Raw genomic sequence first — 16160 nt, 5'->3', positions numbered from 1 at the left:
GCGTGGCCGGCGCCGGTCAGTCGAGGCCGGACGGGGCGTGGCCGGTGCAGGTCAGTCGCGGGTGAACCGGCGGCGCGCGCCTCTCAGCACCAGCGCCACCGCCGCGCCGCCCAGGACGGCCGCCCCGGCGATCTCCGCCGCCGCCGGCCATCCGAGACGCCCTGACAGGTCCGCCGAGGCGGCCACGGCCTGCGTCTCTGTTCCTGTCCGCGTCCGGGAGGGGGTGGGCGTCCGGGCCGGCGTGGAGCCGGGCGTCGCCGTGGAGCCGGGCGTCGCCGGGGGCGCCTGCGGGGGAGTCCGCGCGGGCACCGGGGCGGGCGCCGGGGTGGATGCCGGCGTGGGCGCCGCCTCCGGTCCCGCGACGGGGTCCGGCGGGGTGCGCAGCGCGTCGAGCGAGCCCACCGGCTCGACCCGGCCGACCGCCTCGAAGCCCCAGTCGAGCAGTTCCCGCGCCTCCTCGTAGACGGCGTGCCCGCCGCCCGTCTGAGGGTTCATCACCGTCACCACCAACGTGCGCCCGTCCCGGCGGGCGGCGGCCACCAGGGTGTTGCCGGCCTTGCTGGTGTAGCCGTTCTTGATCCCGACCAGCCCGGGATACGGTTCGACGCCGTCGTGCCCGGTCAGCAGCCGGTTGGTGTTGGCGATGCCGTACGACCCGTTGTCGCCGTCCGGGAACGACGCCTGAGCCGTGCCGCAGTAGCGGGCGAAGTCGGCGTCGCGCAGCCCGGCCCGGCCGAACACCGCCAGGTCGAACGCGGAGGACACCTGGCCGGGTGTGTCGTAGCCGTCGGGCGAGCGGACCTGGGTGTCCAGCGCGCCGAGGGAGCGCGCCTTCTCCTGCATGCGGGCGGTCGTCGCGCTCCAGCCGCCGTTGAGGGCCGCCAGCACGTGCACGGCGTCGTTTCCGGAGTTGAGGAAGACTCCGCGCCACAGGTCGGCGATCGAGTACGTCTGCCCCTCGGCGACCCCGACCAGGCTGCTGCCCGGCCCGATGCCCTCGAGTTCCTCCCCGGCGACCCGGTGCCGCATGTCGGCGGGCAGCACCGGGAGCACCGTGAGGGCGAACAGGGTCTTCAGCGTGCTGGCCGGGGGCAGCTTGCGGTGGGCGTGCGACGCGGCGAGGACCTCGCCGGTGTCGGCGTCGGAGACCAGCCAGGACAGCGCCGAGACGTCCGGCACGTCGGGTACGCCGTCGTGCGGCCTCACCTGGACGCCCGAGCGGTACAGCAGCGCCGTCGTCGACGCCTGCGCGCGTGCGGCGGGGGGCCCGGCGGCACCGGCACGGGCGCCGACGGCTGCGGGGGCCGGGCCGGACATGCCGGGGGAGCCGGGCGGGCCCGGGGACGCCGCGGCCGGGGCGACGGCTGCGACGGGACCGAGGGCCAGGGCGCCTGCCGTACAGAACACGCAGGCCGAGAGAGCGACCCGAGAGCGGAATCCGATCGTCATACGATCAACCTAGGAACGATCGCCCTCCACCCCGCGCCGCCCATGCCGAAGGCTGCCCCGCGAGCACCCCAATGGGGTACCGTCCCTCAGCCGGTCGGCAGGGTCGGCTGGACCAGCCGCAGGAAGGCGGCGTTGTCGGGGGTATGCCGCAGCCGTTCCAGGAGCGTCTCCAGGTTCGCCTGGCCGTGCGCGGTCTGCAGCGCCCGGCGCAGACCACGCACCGCGGTCGACTCGGCCGGGGAGAGCAGCAGTTCCTCGCGTCGGGTGCCGGAGCCGGTGACGTCGACCGCGGGGAACACCCTCCGGGAGGCCGGTTCGCGGTCGAGCCGGAGCTCCATGTTGCCGGTGCTCTTCAGCTCCTCGAAGTAGAAGTCGTCGGCGCGGGAACCCGTTTCGACCAGAGCGGTGGCGAGGACGGTGAGCGACCCGCCCTCTTCCGCCGCGCGTGCCGCGCCGAAGAACCGCTTCGGGCCGATCAGCGCGGTCGCGTCGACGCCGCCGCTGAGGGTGCGGCCCCCGGCGGCGGCCGCGTTGTTGTGGGCCCGGCACAGCCGGGTCAGCGAGTCGAGGAGGATCACGACGTCCTCGCCGGCCTCGACGAGCCGCTTGGCCCGCTCGACGACCAGGTCGGCGAGGGCGATGTGCTGCCGGGGCGCCCGGTCGAAGGTCGACGCGAACACCTCGCCGCGCACGGAGCGCCGCATGTCGGTGACCTCCTCGGGCCGCTCGTCGAGCAGCAGGACCATCAGCCGGGCCTCGGGGTGGTTGCCGGCGACGGCGGCGGCGATCTGCTGGAGCAGCACGGTCTTGCCGGTCTTGGGCGGGGCCACGATCAGTCCCCGCTGGCCCTTGCCGACGGGCGCGAGGAGATCGATGACCCGCCCCGCGAGGCCGGCCGCGGGATGTTCCAGGCGCAGCCGCCGGTGCGGGTGGAGCGGGGTGAGGTCGCGGAAGTGACGGCGGCCGCGCAGCTCGCCGGGTGCACGGCCGTCGACGCGGGTCACCTCGGTCAGGGTGCGCTGGGCGCCGCGCACCCCTCCGACGAGGTCACCGCCGCGCAGGCCGTGCCGGCGGATCAGCGCCGGGGGCACCTGGACGTCGTCCGGGGTGGGCAGGCAGTCGAGCGGGCGCAGGCGGCCCTTCCCGCCCGTGTCGACGTCGAGGACGCCGGCTGCGACCCGGACCGGGGCCTGGCGGTGGACGGAGGGCTGTTCGAGAGTGGGGGCGGTCATGGTGGTGGGTCCTTTCACGGAGAAGGCAACGGAACGAAGGCGAGGGACGGAGGCACGAGGCGTGCGAGAGGGAGGGAGCAGCCGCGGGAGAAGGGCGCGGGACGCGCCGCGGGCGGCGGGAACGACACCTGGTCACGACGGAGCTGTTCCGTCGACGAGGTCGACGAGGTGCGGAAAAGGCCGCTGCACCGGCCGGGAACGGCGGGTGGCTCGGCGGGCGGAGAAGGAATCGGCACCGGCGCCTGGAATGAGGCGTACACAAGTGCCGTCCGCACTGTAGCACGCCGCTCGGCGTGCACGGATTCTTCCGTGGTGTGCCGCAGATGTCCTCAGAGGGTAACGATCCGTGACGACACCGGACTTGACTGCTATGTGTGCATTATCTTCACGACATGTCCACGCCGCCTCAGCCTCCGCAGCAGCCGGATCCGCCGTCCGGGGCGCCGGCCCAGCCGAGCGCGTATCCCTATCCGAATCCGCAGTCACCCGCTCCCGGCGGGCCGTTGGGGTTCCCCCCGGCGGCGCCCGCCGCCCCCTCCGCCCAGAGCGTCTACGCCCAGCCGACCCTGGTCGGGCCCCTGGTGCAGCCGCCGCAGCCGCAGCCGGGCAACCCGTATGCCCAGCCCGGCCCGTACCCGGCCGTCGGACCGCCGCCGCCGACCGGCGGCCGTGCGGGGCGGGCGGTCCTGTGGGCCGTGGTCGGCGCGGTGGCGGCTTCGGCCGCGTGGGCGGCGGGCGTCTTCCTGCTCCCCACCGGGTCCGGTGTCGACCTGCGCGGCTACTCGGCGCCGGCCAACCTGTGCAACTCCACCGACTACTCGTCCTTCCAGGCGGAGTACGCGGCGAACGACAGCACCCCGACCCACCGCAGCCTCGGCGACGTCGCCCTCGACGAGGTGCTGTGCAACCTCGGCCTGAAGAAGACGGGTTCGAGCTACGCGGACGCGTACCTGTACGTCCAGCTGGACCTGCACAAGAAGACCGACCCGGGACCGGAGTTCACCGCCACCTGGAAGAACTACGCCGAGAGCCACTCGGGTTATGACGTGGAAACGGTGACGGGCATCGGCGACGAGGCCTATCTCGTCAGTGACGACACCACGTCCTCCTCGTCGAGCGGTTCGCTCTACGCCACGCTCGCCGTGCGCGACGGCTGGGTGACCTACACGATGAGCTACAGCGCCTACTACTCCTCGTACAGCACCGACAAGGACCCGCCGACCCTCGACGAGGTCTCGGACTGGCTGAAGACCGACTCCCGGGCCACCCTCGCCGACCTCAAGGGCTGACGAAGGACCGACGAAGGACCGACGCCCGTCAGGAGGCGGAGGCCGCCCGCGCCTCCGCCTCCTTCACGATGTCGTCGAACCGCGCGCCCATGGCCGCCGCCAGGGCCTGCGCGCCGGACAACGGGCGGACCATGACCGTCAGTTCGTCGATGAGGCCGTTGTCGTCGAGGTGGATGAAGTCGCAGCCGCTGAGCCGGCGTTCCCCCACCCGCGCCGTGAACACCAGGGCATGGTCGCGGCCTTCGCCGCCCTCCAGCTCCCGTTCGTACCGGAAGTCCTCGAAGACCTGCGACACCGCGCGCAGGATCGCCGCCGTGATCGCCTTGCCCGGGTAGGGCTTGAAGACGACCGGGCTGGTGAAGAACACGTCCTCGGACAGCAGTGCCTCGACCGCCTCGAGGTCGCCGGCCTCGACCGCCTCACGGAATGCGCGCATCGGATCTCCTCGTTCGCTGGATAGTCAATTTGTTGATTAGGTGCGACTGAGAATAATCACCTGCTGTTACCGTGTCCACATGTCCCTCAAGTACGCCGTCCTGGCCGCTCTTCTGGAGGGTGAGGCCTCGGGTTACGAGCTGTCGAAGATCTTCGACGTCTCCCTCGCGAACTTCTGGCCGGCGACCCCGCAGCAGCTCTACCGCGAACTGGAGCGCCTCGCCCAGGACGACCTGATCGAGGCACGGGTGGTACGGCAGGAGCGCCGGCCCGACAAGCGCATGTTCACCCTCACCGGGGCCGGCCGTGAGGCTCTGAGCGCCTTCGCCGCCGCCCCGCCCCGCAGGCCCACCGCCCTGCGCGACGAGCTCTTCGTCAAGATCCAGGCGATGGACGGCGCGGACCCCGAGGCGACGCGCGCGCTGATCGAGGAGCGCATGGGCTGGTCGCGCGGCAGACTCGACCGCTACGAGCGGCTCCGCGACCGCCTTCTCGACGGGCGCACCGAGGACGAGTACCTGAGCGAGGCCGAGCGGATCGGGCCCTACCTGACGCTGCTCGGCGGCATCGCCTTCGAGGAGACGAACGTGCGCTGGTGCGAGCGGGCCCTCGGACTCCTGAAGCGGCGGACGGCCGTAGGCTGACGCCGATGTTCAGCCCCGAAGGCCCCACGCTGCGCGAACTCGCCGTCCAGGCCCTGTCGTCCGTCGAGCACGGCTACGACCTCCTCGCGCCGAAGTTCGACCACACGCCGTTCCGCACCCCGGACTCCGTCCTGGCCGCGGTCGCCGCGGCGCTGAAGGAGACCGGCCCCTACGAGGAGGGCCTCGACCTGTGCTGCGGCACGGGCGCCGGGGTGGACGTCCTGGCGGGCGTGTGCCGGGCCGGCGTGACCGGCGTCGACTTCAGCGCCGGGATGCTCGACGAGGCGCGCCGGCGGGCCCCGGCGGTGGGCCCGCGGGTGTCCTGGGTGCGTGCGGACGCCCGTGCCCTGCCGTTCACGGCTCGCTTCGACCTCGTCGTCAGCTTCGGCGCGTTCGGCCACTTCCTGCCCCGGGAGCTGCCGGGCCTGTTCGCCCAGGTGCACACCGCGCTGCGGCCGGGCGGCCGCTTCGCGTTCCCGGTCGTCGCCCCGCCCGCGCCGTCCTCCCCGCTGTACTGGGCGCTGCTCGGCTTCGACGCCGCGATGCGGGTGCGCAACGCCCTGTGGCGGCCCCCGTTCGTGATGTACTACCGGGCCTTCCGGCTCGGCGAGGTGCGGCGCGAACTGCTGCGGGCCGGGTTCCATGTGGAGCTGCGCGCCCTGCCCGACTTCGGGGTCCGGGAGGACGGCAGCCCTCGGGTCCGCCTGGTCGAGGCGCTACGGGCGGACCGACCCGGCAGGGAAGGGCGGAACTCCTGATCGGCCTGATCGGCCGAGAGCGACCGCCCCACACCCCCACCCATACCCCCAGCCCGCACCGCACCGCACCCGCCGGTCGGGCCCGGGTCCGCGTCGGCGGGCCCGGGCGCGACCCGGGCGGCTCAGGCGTACGTGCGCAGCCAGCGCAGCTTGGCCGCCTGCTGGTAGGGGCCGCCGCCCTCGTGGTCGTTGAAGTCGTACACCTCGATCGCCTTGTCGTCGTGGGCCCACGCGTTGAAGGCGGCGAACACGGTCGAGGGCGGGCAGGTCTGGTCCTCGAGGGCCGCCGAGAACAGCGCGGGCGCCGTCCCGCGGGCGGCGAAGTGCACGCCGTCGAAGTACGACAGGGTGCGCAGCGCGTCCTGCGTGCGGCCGCGGTGCGTCTTGAGGAACAGGCCGATCTCCCGGTAGGGGTGACGGTCCGTCAGCGTCGTGGCGCGCGGGAAGTCGCACAGGAACGGCACGTCCGGGGCGACGCCCACGAGGTCCGGCACCAGGCCGCCCGCGGCTATCGTGATGCCGCCGCCCTGGCTCGATCCGACCGCCACGGTCCGCGAGGCGTCGGTCAGCGGGTGCGAGCGGGCCGCCTCGATCGCGCGCACCGCGTCCGTGTACACGCGGCGGTAGTAGTAGTTCTCCGGGTCGTCGATGCCCCGGGTCATGAATCCGGGGTACGAGGGCGCGCCGCCCACCGGGTCCGCGGTGCCGCCCCCGCCGCCCCACGCGCTGCCCTGGCCGCGGGTGTCCATGATGAAGTGCGCGCGGCCCGTGGACGCCCACAGCAGGTGCTCGTGCGGCAGACCGCGCCCGCCGCCGTAGCCGACGAACTCCACGACCAGCGGCAGCGGTTGCGTCGCCCCGGCGGGCAGCGTCAGCCAGCCCTTGACCGGGTGACCGCCGAACCCGGCGAACGTGACGTCGTACACCTGCACCGTGGTCAGGCCCGTGTCGACCGGCTCGAAGCGGGCGTCCAGGTCGTGCTCGCGGGCTTCCTGGAGGGTCTTGGACCAGAACGCGTCGAAATCCTCCGGCTCGGTGGAGGCACTGCGGTACGTGCGGAGCTCCTCGAGCGACAGGTCGAACAGGGGCATACGAAGACCGCCTTTTGTTAAGTGCCCGTACGAATGATCACAATGATCACACCGTACGGGGACGGCGGGAAGGCCCGCCAGCCCTCGGCCGGGAGGCTCAGGCGGGCCTGCGCCGACTCCACTGCGGTTCCGTGCGCGCCCATTCCCGCTCCCATTCGCCCAGCCGGCGCCGCATCGCCAGCCGGCGGACCACGGCGTGCCCGAGCAGGACCGTGGCGGCCGCGCCCCCGGCCACGCACACGCCCATGGTGAGGGTCTGCTGCCACACCATCGTGCTGCTCGGCGGCGGTGCGACGCTGTGGCCGTGCGCGTCGAACCACACGTCCACCCGCTGCCCCTGCTGCGTGCCCGCCGGCACCCGGGCGGCCGCAGTGCGGGCCGGCTCGCCCGGCGGCGTCCAGCGCACGGTCGCCCGGACCATCTGCTGTCGGCCGCCCTCCACCGACGGCATCGCCTGCGGCATGTCGCTGACGACCTGGGCCCGCACCCGGTGGCGGTCGGCCTGCTGGCGGGTCGCGACCCGTTGTGCGTCGTCGTGGGCCCACTGGCCGGCCACGGCTCCGGCCAGGGGCGCTGCGACGAGCAGCAGCACGACGACGACGAGCGTCGCCCACGCCTCCACGACGTCCGAACGGCGCCGCAGCGGATTGTGTCGCCAGCGCCAGCCACGCACCCGGGTTCGCATGTCGACCTCCTCGCCGTCACGCGGACGAGTGCCCCCATGGGGGTTATGCCCCGTTTGGAGTACATGGTTTCACGCATCGTTCGCGACGGCTCGCCGACGGCACGCCCCCGCACGGGACAACCACGGGGGGCGGGTCGGTCTCGCGCCGCGGGGACGTCCGTCCGCGGGGGCCAGGGGTCGGCTAGGGGGCCGTCCACGCGTTGTAGCGCTCCAGGTATTGCGCGAACCGTTCCAGGTCCTCCGACGGCCACTCGGCGAGCCGTAGGCGGAAGGCCGTGCGGCGGCTCTCGGTGACCTGGGCGAGGATGCGGCGGCCGCCGTCGGTGAGGTGGAGGACCTGGACGCGGTGGTCCTCCGGGTCCTGGCGCCGTTCGACCAGGTCGGCGCGCTCCAGGGCGGCGACCTGGCGGCTGACCGTGGACTTGTCCAGCGCGTGGTGCGCGGCGAGGTCGGTCGCCCGGCAGCCGCCGCTCTCCTCGAGATGGCCGAGCAGCGTGTACGACACCAGTGACAGTTCGGGGTGCAGCCGGCCGGCCGAGGCCCGCGCCCGCCGCGCGAAGACCGTCATCTCGCGCTGGATGGTCTCCACGGCCTCGGCTTCTTTCATGGCCACTCCCCGCACTCCCGCACCCGTCTGGTTGCAGAGTACAACCGGGGTGGATGCGAGCGCCCCGGGGAGCGGCCGGCCGGTGGGATAGGGTGGCCGTCCGGCTGCGGAGGTCCCGTCGTCGTGCGAGGCCGAGGAGGTGAGACCCATTACCGCAGTGTCAGGTCGGGTGCTCTCCTCTCGTGACGGCGTCAGCCGCCGTTCGTAGGCGGTCGAGGAAGCGCCCTTCGGATCCCGAAAGGCTTCCTGGCTCCATGCCTCCTGTGCCTCCTGTGCCTCCCATGTCTTCGCCCTTCCCGTCCGACGAGGCTTCCTCGCCGCTCTCCCCTTCCTCTCCCGTGCTCTCCCGTGACGCCCTCGTCGCCGTTCTGCGGGCCGGCGGATGCGTCTTCGCCGAGGAGGAGGCGGAGCTGATCCTCGCGGCCGCGCGGACGCCGGACGAGGCCGCCGCCATGGCGCGGCGGCGGGCCGCGGGTCTGCCCCTGGAACACGTCGTCGGCTGGGCCGAGTTCCACGGGCTGCGCATCCGCGTCGAGCCGGGGGTCTTCGTGCCCCGCCGGCGCACCGAGTTCCTCGTCGACGAGGCGCTCGCCGCAGCGCCGCACGCGTCCGTCGTCGTCGACCTGTGCTGCGGGTCCGGCGCGGTGGGGGCCGCGCTCGCCGCGTCACTGGGGAAGGTCGAGCTGCACGCCGCGGACATCGATCCGGCGGCGGTGCGCTGCGCCCGTGGCAACATCGCCGGCCATGGCGGACACGTCCACACGGGGGACCTGTTCACGGCGCTGCCGGACCGGCTGCGCGGCCGGGTCGACATCCTGGCCGCCAACGTGCCGTACGTCCCCACCGGCGAGGTCCCGCTGCTGCCGGCCGAGGCCCGCGAGCACGAACCGCTCACCGCTCTCGACGGCGGCGGCGACGGACTGGACGTGCTGCGCCGGGTCGCCGCCGGGGCGCGGAGCTGGCTCGCCCCCGGCGGCTGCCTGCTCGTGGAGACCAGTGAGCGTCAGGCGCCGGCCGCCGTCGAGGCGTTCGCCGGCGGCGGTCTGACGGTACGGGTGGCGCGGGACGAGGAGCTGTACGCCCACGTCGTCGTCGGGACCCGGGTCGTCAGGTAGCCGCTCCGCCGTTAGCGCGGCCCGGGGATCGGTCGTCGCCTCCGCGACCCCACGGGCCGTGCCCGGGGAAGCCGCCGTGCCGGTCGTCCCGGCGGTGTTCGCCGGGGGAGCCGGACAGCACGCGGTCGGCCGTGCAGGCGTCGCCGGAGCGGGTTCCGACGACGGACACCGTGTCGCCCTTCTTCGGCGCGACGGCTCCGGAGGAACCGCGGGGGGACGCGGTGGCGTCGGGACCGAGCTTCCAGGTCCACGTGGCGCCGTCCTCGCTCCGGACGGTGATCCGGTCGTCGTCCGCCTTCTGCACTGTGCCCCGCTGCCAGACGCGTACCACCCACGCGCCGGTGTCGGGGTCCTTCAGGGTCGCCTCGCCGTGGGCCGCGTCGCCGCCGAAGCCCAACCGCGGGCCGCCGTGGCCGTGCCGCTCCGAGGGACCGTGCGGGGAGGACGCGGACGGCGACCCGGAGGGCGGGCCGCCGGGGCCGTCGGAGGCGGCCGCGTACGCGACGGTGCCGCCGAGCGCGAGGACCGCGACGGTCGTCGCCGCGATCACCGCCCGGTCGCGGGGCGACCGGCGCCGCCACGGAGTGCGCAGGCCGAAGCGGTGGCGTTCGTCGGCGTCGGCCGGCCCGGAGAGCACCTCGGTCCCGTCCGGCTTGTCGGGCTCCTGCATCACGGCTCACGCTCCTCGGCCACGACGGTGGCGTCATGGACACGCCTCTCTGTGATTGTCCGGGGGGGCGGGTAAGGAGCCGGTAACAAAAAGCTGTGAATCGGGCACGGCGGCGGCCGGGGGAGTGCCGGTCGCGCGGTCCGCGGCCGCCCTGGGCCGTTACTGCCGGGGCAGCGCCCGTGCCACCAGCAGGGCCACGTCGTCGTGATTGTCGGGGTGGTGCAACGCGCTGAGCAGCAGGTCGCAGACGTCCTCCAGCGGTCGCGCGGGGTCGTCGAGCAGCGCCAGCAGCGCATCCAGGCGCTCGTCCAGGGAGTGGGTGCGGGTCTCCACGAGGCCGTCGGTGTACAGGACGAGCTGGTCGCCGGCGGCGAAGTCGACGTCGGTCGTGGAGAATGCCACGCCGCCCACGCCCAGCGGCGCTCCGGTCGGCAGGTCGAGCAGCTCCGGCGGATGCCCCGGCCGCACCCGGGCCGGCGGCAGATGCCCGGCGTTGGCGATCCGGCACCTCCCCAGCCGGGGGTCGTGCACTGCGTACACGCAGGTGGCGATCGAGTGGTCGAGGCCCTGGGTGATCCGGTCCAGGTGTTCCAGGAGGACCGCCGGGTCGAGGGCGAGGGAGGCCAGCGTCGTCGTCGCGGTGCGCAGCCGGCCCATCGCGGCGGCGGCGTCGATGCCGCTGCCCATCACGTCGCCGACGACGAGCGCCGTCTTGCCGTCCGGCAGCGGGATGACGTCGAACCAGTCGCCGCCGACCTCGGTGGTGGCGTCCGCGGGCTGGTAGCGGGAGGCGACCTCGAGGCCGCCGGTGACGGGCGGATGGCTCGGCAGCAGACTGCGCTGGAGGGTGAGCGCGGTGGTGCGGGCGTTCTGGTACCAGCGGGCGTTGTCGATCTGGACGGCTGCGCGCGCCGCCAGTTCGCGGGCGAGCAGCAGGTCGTCGCGGCTGAACGGCAGCGGGTTGCGGGTGCGTTTGAGGTCGAGGGCGCCCAGCACCTCGCCTCGCGCGATGAGCGGCACGGCGAGATAGGAGTGCACGCCCGCCCGGGCCAGCAGGCCGACCGAGTCCGGGGAGCGGGCGATGCGCCCGAGATCGTCGTCCTTGACGTGCGCCACCATGACCGGTCGGCCCGAGCGCACGCACTCGGTGATGAGGCGGTCGGGCGCGTACCCGGCCACCTGTCCGGGCTGGTCGGCCGCCAGCAGCGCGTCCGGCTCGTCGACGGCCCGTACCGCGAGGGCGCGGATCACCGCCGACTCGGCGGGCCCGAGGCTGGTGGGCCGGGCCGCCACCACCGCGTCGAGCAGATCCACGGCGGCCACGTCCGCCAGCTCCGGCACGGCCACATCGGCCAGTTCACGGGCCGTGCGCTCCAGGTCCAGGGTGGTGCCGATGCGGGTGGAGGCGTCGGCGATCAGCGCCAGCCGGCGGCGTGCCGCCTCGGCCTCGACGGCCGCCCGGTGCCGGTCGGTGACGTCTCTGACCGAGACGGCCACCCCCAGTACCGTGCCGCGGGCGTCCTCCAGGCGGTAGAGGGAGAGCGACCAGGCGTGCTCCTGGTCCGGGTCGGCGGGGGTGCGGCCGGTCGTGGAGCGGTCGACGAGCGGTTCCCCGGTCTCCAGCACCTGGCGCGCCGCGGCCTCCAGGGCGTCCGCGTCCAGCCGGGGCAGGACCTCGCGGACGGTCCGCCCGATGTGCTCCTCGGCCGGCAGCCCGTTGATGCGCTCCAGGGCCGGGTTGACGGAGACGTACCGCAGGTCGGTGTCCAGGACGGCGAGACCGTTGGGCGACTGCGCGACCATGCGGGTGGCCAGGGCGACGTCCCGCTCCAGCTGCCGCACCGTCGTCTGGTCGGCGGCGAGCCCCAGGGCGTACACGTGGCCGCGGTCGTCCATGAGGCGCATGTTGCGGAACTCCACCAGCCGGGTGCTGCCGTCCTTGCGCCGGATGGGGAACGCGCCCGCCCAGCTCTGCCCGGTGGCCATCACGTCCGCGAACAGTTTCACGACCAGGTCGACGTGCCGTTCGTGGACCATCACCCGGGCCGCGAAGCGCCCGAGGGCCTCCTGCGCCGAGTAGCCGAACAGTTCCTCCGCCTGGGGGCTCCAGAGCGCGATGCGGCCCTCGGTGTCGAGGACCACCGAGGCCACGTTGAGGATGTCCAGCAGTCCGCTGGGCCCGCTCGGGCCGCCATCGGCTGCGGACGATCCGGCTCCACTCATGCCACGCACCGCCTCCGCACGTCGATGCGGCACGCCGTCCCCCATGCCGACTCCCCTTGTTCTACCGTGCTCAACCCATTTCTCCCACGCCTTCGGCGGCCCTTCTCCATGCTCCTCCAGTACGGCTTCGCGCGCTGTTCTCCTCAGGGCGCGAACCCGTCCATGAATTTGGTCTGTACATGCCCATCGCGGCCGGGCCAGACTGTCCGCCGAGCGCGCCCACCCCCCTCGACGAGGAGACCCATGCCCCTGCGCCCTGCCCGCCGCCGCAGCCCCCTGGCCCGCACCGCACGTACCGTCCGTACCGCCGCCCTCGCGCTGGCCGTCGCGTCAGTCGCCGCCCTGTCGGCGGCCCCGCCCGCCGCGGCCGCCGGCACCTGGAGCGAGGTCGGCTCCGACCGCGCCGATCCGCTGACCGAGAGCCAGGGGCTGACCTCCGTCGAGGTGCCGGCGAACAGCGCCAACCGCTACACCGGCATCGGCGCCATCCCCATCGGCCTGTCCGTGCGGGGCTGGAACCATGTCGGCGACCCCGACGCCTCCTACGGCGGCTACTACGTCGAGCCGTACCAGAGCGATTCGTCCGGCTCCAAGATGTACCGGGTGCAGGCACCCGGCGGCGCGTGGTCGGAGTACGTCCACACGCTCGCCCCGGGCGAGGCGCTGAACAACTCCTGGGTGGCGATCACCCCGGACAGCCAGTGGATGCTGTCGGGCGAGTGGGGCACCATGACCCGCTTCCTCGTCTTCCCCACCCCCGGCGCCAACGCCGCCACCTCGCCTTCCGCCAACCTGCCGCTGGCGTCGACGGTCCGACTCGACCACGCGGTGCGCGACGTCCAGGGCTGCGACTTCACCGGCCCCACCACCCTGCTGTGCTCCTCCGACGACCCCGCGGGCACACTCTTCGGCATCACCAAGCCCCTCCTGCAGATCGACCTGTCCGCCGCGCCGGGCGGCGCCGGCGACGTCACCGGTCATGTGACGGCCCTGCGCCAGCTGCCCCTGCGCAGCTCGTGCTCCGGGTCCTTCGAGGCCGAGGGGATCGACTACGACCGCAGGACGGGCACCCTGCGGGTCATCGTCGTCTCGCCGGGCTTCTGCGTGCTCACCGACAGCAAGACCTACCGCTTCACCCGCGGCTGAGCGCGGAACCGACGACGCGGGCGAGCGCCCCCGCGTCGCTGGTCCCGCTCGGAAAGTGATGCTTTTCTGGGGGTGTGGCGCGGTTCGCGGGGAACCCGCACAGCCGCGCCACCGCCACGAGAGGAGCGATCACGATGGATCGCGAGCGATCGCACGAGGAATCGGTCTCCGTCGAGATCAGCGGATGCACCAAGGAGGACGCCCGGATCGTGTTCGACACGCTCAACGCCTGCTTCGAGTCGGACCGCGGCAGCGGCGAGGATCCGCAGCAGCTCCACGAGAGCCGCCCGATGGTGTGGCTCGGCACCTTCGAGGTCACCGAGGCACGCGACTGCGCCGAGCCGGCCCGGCTCTCGTCCACGGTGGAGGCCGACGCGCAGGGCAGCTACTGGGCGATCGAACGGCTGCGCTCCACGCTGGACTCGGTGTTCGCGGTGCGCGACCTCTCCTCGGCCTCCGGGGACCAGGAACGCGAACTGCACGTCCTGCTCGGGAGTCGCTGAGCCGGGCTGTTGGGGAGCCGCGGCTCGAGCCGCCGGGGGACAGCCGCGAGACGAGCCGCGGCCACGAGCCGCGAGACGAGCACGTGGGACGGGCTGCCGCCGCGAGCCGCTGAGAAGGAGTCCGCCGCGGGCTTGCCGCGACGGCGTCGCCGGTGACCTGCGGCACATCACCCCGGGCTGATTGTGCAACTAGTTGCATAACCCGTGCGCTGTCCTCTAGAACTGAGGGACCAACCGCCGCGCACGGAGGCCTGCCATGAGCCGATACCCCCATCTGTTGAGCCCCCTCGACCTGGGCTTCACCACGCTGCCCAACCGCGTCCTGATGGGCTCTATGCACGTGGGCCTGGAGGAGGCCGAGAACGGCTTCGCGCGGATGGCCGCGTTCTACGCCGCCCGGGCGCGCGGGGGAGTCGGCCTCATCGTCACGGGCGGCATCGCCCCCAACGACGAAGGGCGGCCCGGGGAGGGCGGCGCCAAGCTCACCACCGACGAAGAGGCCGACCAGCACCGGGTGATCACCGACGCCGTGCACCGTGAGGGCGGCCGGATCGCGATGCAGATCCTGCACTTCGGCCGGTACGCCTACCACCGGGACCTGGTCGCGCCCAGCCCGCTCCAGGCCCCCATCAGCCCGTTCCCGCCCCGCGAGCTGACCGACGCCGAGATCGAGCGGACCATCGACGACTACGCCCGCACCGCCCGGCTGGCCCGGCAGGCCGGCTACGACGGCGTCGAGATCATGGGCTCCGAGGGCTACCTCATCAACGAGTTCATCGCCGCGCGGACCAACCACCGCACCGACCGCTGGGGCGGCAGCTACGAGAACCGGATGCGGTTCCCCGTCGAGATCGTCCGACGGGTGCGCGAGGCGGTCGGCGAGGACTTCATCGTCGTCTACCGGCTGTCCATGCTGGACCTGGTGCCCGGCGGGTCGACCCTCGACGAGGTCGTCACCCTCGCGAAGGCCGTCGAGGCGGCCGGCGCGACCATCATCAACACCGGCATCGGCTGGCACGAGGCCCGAATCCCCACCATCGCCACCTCGGTGCCGCGCGGCGCCTACACCTGGGTGACGAAGAAGCTGATGGGCGCGGTCTCGGTGCCCCTCGTCACCACCAACCGCATCAACACCCCAGAGGTGGCCGAGCAGTTGCTCGCCGACGGCTGCGCGGACATGGTGTCGATGGCCCGCCCGATGCTCGCCGACCCCGACTTCGTCAACAAGGCCGCGGCGGGCACGCCCGAGGCCATCAACACCTGCATCGGCTGCAACCAGGCGTGCCTCGACCACACCTTCAGCGGGAAGATCACCTCCTGCCTGGTCAACCCGCGCGCCTGCCACGAGACCGAGCTGGTCCTCGCCCCGACCCGGCTGCGCAAGCGGGTCGCGGTGGTCGGCGCGGGCCCGGCCGGTCTGGCGTGCGCGGTGAGCGCGGCCGAACGCGGCCACGACGTCACCCTCTTCGACGCCGCGCACGAGATCGGCGGCCAGCTCAACGTGGCCCGCAAGGTCCCCGGCAAGCAGGAGTTCGACGAGACGCTGCGCTACTTCCGCCACCAGCTCGACGCGCACGGCGTCGACGTACGGCTGAACACGTTCGTCGCCGCCGAGGACGTGGCCGACTACGACGAGGTCGTCGTCGCCACCGGCGTCAGCCCCCGCACTCCCGACATCCCCGGCGTCGACCACCCGAGCGTCGTCGGCTACCTCGACGTCCTGCGCGACGGCGCGCCCGTCGGTGACCGCGTCGCGATCCTCGGAGCGGGCGGCATCGGCTTCGATGTCGCCGAGTTCCTCACCGACGGCGGCGACAAGACGAGCGAGGACCCGGCGGCCTACTTCCGGCAGTGGGGCGTGGACATGGACTACCAGGGGCCCGGCGGTCTCGCCGCCCCCGAGCGTCCCGCCCCGCCGCGCACCGTCCACCTCCTCCAGCGCAAGACCAGCAAGGTCGGCGCGGGCCTCGGCAAGACCACCGGCTGGATCCACCGCACCGAACTCAAGCACCGCGGCGTCACCATGGTCCCGGGCGTGCGCTACGACCGGATCGACGACGCCGGACTGCACGTCACCGTCGGCGAGCAGAGCACGGTCCTGAAGGTCGACACCGTCGTGCTGTGCACCGGCCAGGACCCGCGCCGCGATCTCTACGACGCGCTGGTCGCCGCCGGCCGCGGCGTGCACCTCATCGGCGGCGCGGACGTGGCCGCCGAACTGGACGCCAAGCGCGCCGTCCAGCAGGGCACCGAGCTGGCGGCGGCGCTGTAGGCCGACGAGGCGGGGCCGTCCGGTCCTGTCCCTAGGATGAC

Annotated in this window: 15 protein-coding genes; 7 read left to right on the top strand and 8 right to left on the bottom strand. The window is 73.4% G+C overall.

Features of this window, described 5'->3' with window-relative positions; translation table 11 throughout:
• Window positions 1-51 precede the first annotated feature (51 nt).
• The gene (locus QA802_RS02785) at window positions 52-1449 is read right to left on the bottom strand and encodes a D-alanyl-D-alanine carboxypeptidase family protein (protein WP_334517848.1); all 1398 of its coding nucleotides are present in this window, start codon (window positions 1447-1449) and stop codon (window positions 52-54) included.
• An 86-nt stretch (window positions 1450-1535) separates the two neighbouring features.
• Complete coding sequence (gene rho, locus QA802_RS02780; RefSeq protein ID WP_334517847.1) at window positions 1536-2681, bottom strand: transcription termination factor Rho; 1146 nt, start codon at window positions 2679-2681, stop codon at window positions 1536-1538.
• Between the two features lie 392 nt (window positions 2682-3073).
• Here rho and QA802_RS02775 point away from each other — a divergent pair, with 392 nt between their 5' ends.
• Window positions 3074-3970 carry a hypothetical protein gene (locus QA802_RS02775; protein ID WP_334517846.1) on the top strand — a complete coding sequence of 299 codons (897 nt, stop codon included), beginning with the start codon at window positions 3074-3076 and terminating at the stop codon, window positions 3968-3970.
• Window positions 3971-3998: 28 nt separating this feature from the next.
• On the opposite strand, the gene QA802_RS02770 is transcribed toward QA802_RS02775, so the two are convergent.
• Entirely contained in the window at window positions 3999-4406 is a 408-nt protein-coding gene (locus QA802_RS02770) for a nuclear transport factor 2 family protein (protein ID WP_334517845.1), read from the bottom strand.
• 79 nt (window positions 4407-4485) lie between these two features.
• Here QA802_RS02770 and QA802_RS02765 point away from each other — a divergent pair, with 79 nt between their 5' ends.
• Window positions 4486-5049 carry a PadR family transcriptional regulator gene (locus QA802_RS02765; RefSeq protein ID WP_334517844.1) on the top strand — a complete coding sequence of 188 codons (564 nt, stop codon included), beginning with the start codon at window positions 4486-4488 and terminating at the stop codon, window positions 5047-5049.
• 5 nt (window positions 5050-5054) lie between these two features.
• Entirely contained in the window at window positions 5055-5807 is a 753-nt protein-coding gene (locus QA802_RS02760; protein WP_334517843.1) for a class I SAM-dependent methyltransferase, read from the top strand.
• A gap of 122 nt (window positions 5808-5929) precedes the next feature.
• On the opposite strand, the gene QA802_RS02755 is transcribed toward QA802_RS02760, so the two are convergent.
• From QA802_RS02755 to QA802_RS02745, 3 genes are all read right to left on the bottom strand, one after another.
• Window positions 5930-6898 (bottom strand): acetylxylan esterase, encoded by a 969-nt coding sequence (locus QA802_RS02755; RefSeq protein ID WP_334517842.1) that lies wholly within the window; start codon window positions 6896-6898, stop codon window positions 5930-5932.
• 97 nt (window positions 6899-6995) lie between these two features.
• Window positions 6996-7583: an Rv1733c family protein gene (locus QA802_RS02750; RefSeq protein ID WP_334517841.1), complete on the bottom strand. Its 588-nt coding sequence runs from the start codon at window positions 7581-7583 to the stop codon at window positions 6996-6998.
• A gap of 181 nt (window positions 7584-7764) precedes the next feature.
• Entirely contained in the window at window positions 7765-8190 is a 426-nt protein-coding gene (locus QA802_RS02745; protein ID WP_334517840.1) for a MarR family winged helix-turn-helix transcriptional regulator, read from the bottom strand.
• Window positions 8191-8444: 254 nt separating this feature from the next.
• On the opposite strand from QA802_RS02745, the gene QA802_RS02740 reads away from it, so the two are divergent.
• Window positions 8445-9305 carry a putative protein N(5)-glutamine methyltransferase gene (locus QA802_RS02740; protein ID WP_443042067.1) on the top strand — a complete coding sequence of 287 codons (861 nt, stop codon included), beginning with the start codon at window positions 8445-8447 and terminating at the stop codon, window positions 9303-9305.
• Here QA802_RS02740 and QA802_RS02735 read toward each other — a convergent pair.
• Both QA802_RS02735 and QA802_RS02730 read right to left on the bottom strand, forming a co-directional pair.
• On the bottom strand, window positions 9298-9975 hold the full coding sequence (locus tag QA802_RS02735) for a hypothetical protein (protein WP_334534262.1): 678 nt from the start codon (window positions 9973-9975) through the stop codon (window positions 9298-9300). The two genes, QA802_RS02740 and QA802_RS02735, sit on opposite strands and share 8 nt — an antisense overlap.
• A gap of 159 nt (window positions 9976-10134) precedes the next feature.
• Entirely contained in the window at window positions 10135-12198 is a 2064-nt protein-coding gene (locus tag QA802_RS02730; protein ID WP_334517838.1) for a SpoIIE family protein phosphatase, read from the bottom strand.
• 243 nt (window positions 12199-12441) lie between these two features.
• Here QA802_RS02730 and QA802_RS02725 point away from each other — a divergent pair, with 243 nt between their 5' ends.
• From QA802_RS02725 to QA802_RS02715, 3 genes are all read left to right on the top strand, one after another.
• Entirely contained in the window at window positions 12442-13344 is a 903-nt protein-coding gene (locus QA802_RS02725; protein ID WP_334517837.1) for a hypothetical protein, read from the top strand.
• A gap of 134 nt (window positions 13345-13478) precedes the next feature.
• Window positions 13479-13847, top strand: coding sequence for a hypothetical protein (locus QA802_RS02720; RefSeq protein WP_107447710.1), 369 nt, complete (start codon window positions 13479-13481; stop codon window positions 13845-13847).
• A 256-nt stretch (window positions 13848-14103) separates the two neighbouring features.
• On the top strand, window positions 14104-16119 hold the full coding sequence (locus tag QA802_RS02715; protein ID WP_334517836.1) for an FAD-dependent oxidoreductase: 2016 nt from the start codon (window positions 14104-14106) through the stop codon (window positions 16117-16119).
• Window positions 16120-16160: the final 41 nt, after the last annotated feature.

This window comes from Streptomyces sp. B21-105, from assembly GCF_036898465.1.
Classification (GTDB): Bacteria; Actinomycetota; Actinomycetes; order Streptomycetales; family Streptomycetaceae; genus Streptomyces.
The sequence above is the reverse complement of the archived record's forward strand: the minus strand, read 5'-3'. Positions and strand labels throughout refer to the sequence as shown.

Excerpts from the sequence above, each read along its gene's own strand:
- QA802_RS02785 (WP_334517848.1), bottom strand. The coding sequence starts at position 1,449 with ATGACGATCGGATTCCGCTCTCGGGTCGCTCTCTCGGCCTGCGTGTTC.
- QA802_RS02725 (WP_334517837.1), top strand. The coding sequence starts at position 12,442 with ATGCCCCTGCGCCCTGCCCGCCGCCGCAGCCCCCTGGCCCGCACCGCA.
- QA802_RS02760 (WP_334517843.1), top strand. The coding sequence starts at position 5,055 with ATGTTCAGCCCCGAAGGCCCCACGCTGCGCGAACTCGCCGTCCAGGCC.
- QA802_RS02765 (WP_334517844.1), top strand. The coding sequence starts at position 4,486 with ATGTCCCTCAAGTACGCCGTCCTGGCCGCTCTTCTGGAGGGTGAGGCC.
- QA802_RS02735 (WP_334534262.1), bottom strand. The coding sequence starts at position 9,975 with ATGCAGGAGCCCGACAAGCCGGACGGGACCGAGGTGCTCTCCGGGCCG.
- QA802_RS02770 (WP_334517845.1), bottom strand. The coding sequence starts at position 4,406 with ATGCGCGCATTCCGTGAGGCGGTCGAGGCCGGCGACCTCGAGGCGGTC.
- QA802_RS02755 (WP_334517842.1), bottom strand. The coding sequence starts at position 6,898 with ATGCCCCTGTTCGACCTGTCGCTCGAGGAGCTCCGCACGTACCGCAGT.
- QA802_RS02745 (WP_334517840.1), bottom strand. The coding sequence starts at position 8,190 with ATGAAAGAAGCCGAGGCCGTGGAGACCATCCAGCGCGAGATGACGGTC.
- QA802_RS02715 (WP_334517836.1), top strand. The coding sequence starts at position 14,104 with ATGAGCCGATACCCCCATCTGTTGAGCCCCCTCGACCTGGGCTTCACC.
- QA802_RS02730 (WP_334517838.1), bottom strand. The coding sequence starts at position 12,198 with ATGAGTGGAGCCGGATCGTCCGCAGCCGATGGCGGCCCGAGCGGGCCC.
- QA802_RS02750 (WP_334517841.1), bottom strand. The coding sequence starts at position 7,583 with ATGCGAACCCGGGTGCGTGGCTGGCGCTGGCGACACAATCCGCTGCGG.
- QA802_RS02720 (WP_107447710.1), top strand. The coding sequence starts at position 13,479 with ATGGATCGCGAGCGATCGCACGAGGAATCGGTCTCCGTCGAGATCAGC.
- QA802_RS02775 (WP_334517846.1), top strand. The coding sequence starts at position 3,074 with ATGTCCACGCCGCCTCAGCCTCCGCAGCAGCCGGATCCGCCGTCCGGG.
- rho (WP_334517847.1), bottom strand. The coding sequence starts at position 2,681 with ATGACCGCCCCCACTCTCGAACAGCCCTCCGTCCACCGCCAGGCCCCG.
- QA802_RS02740 (WP_443042067.1), top strand. The coding sequence starts at position 8,445 with ATGCCTCCTGTGCCTCCTGTGCCTCCCATGTCTTCGCCCTTCCCGTCC.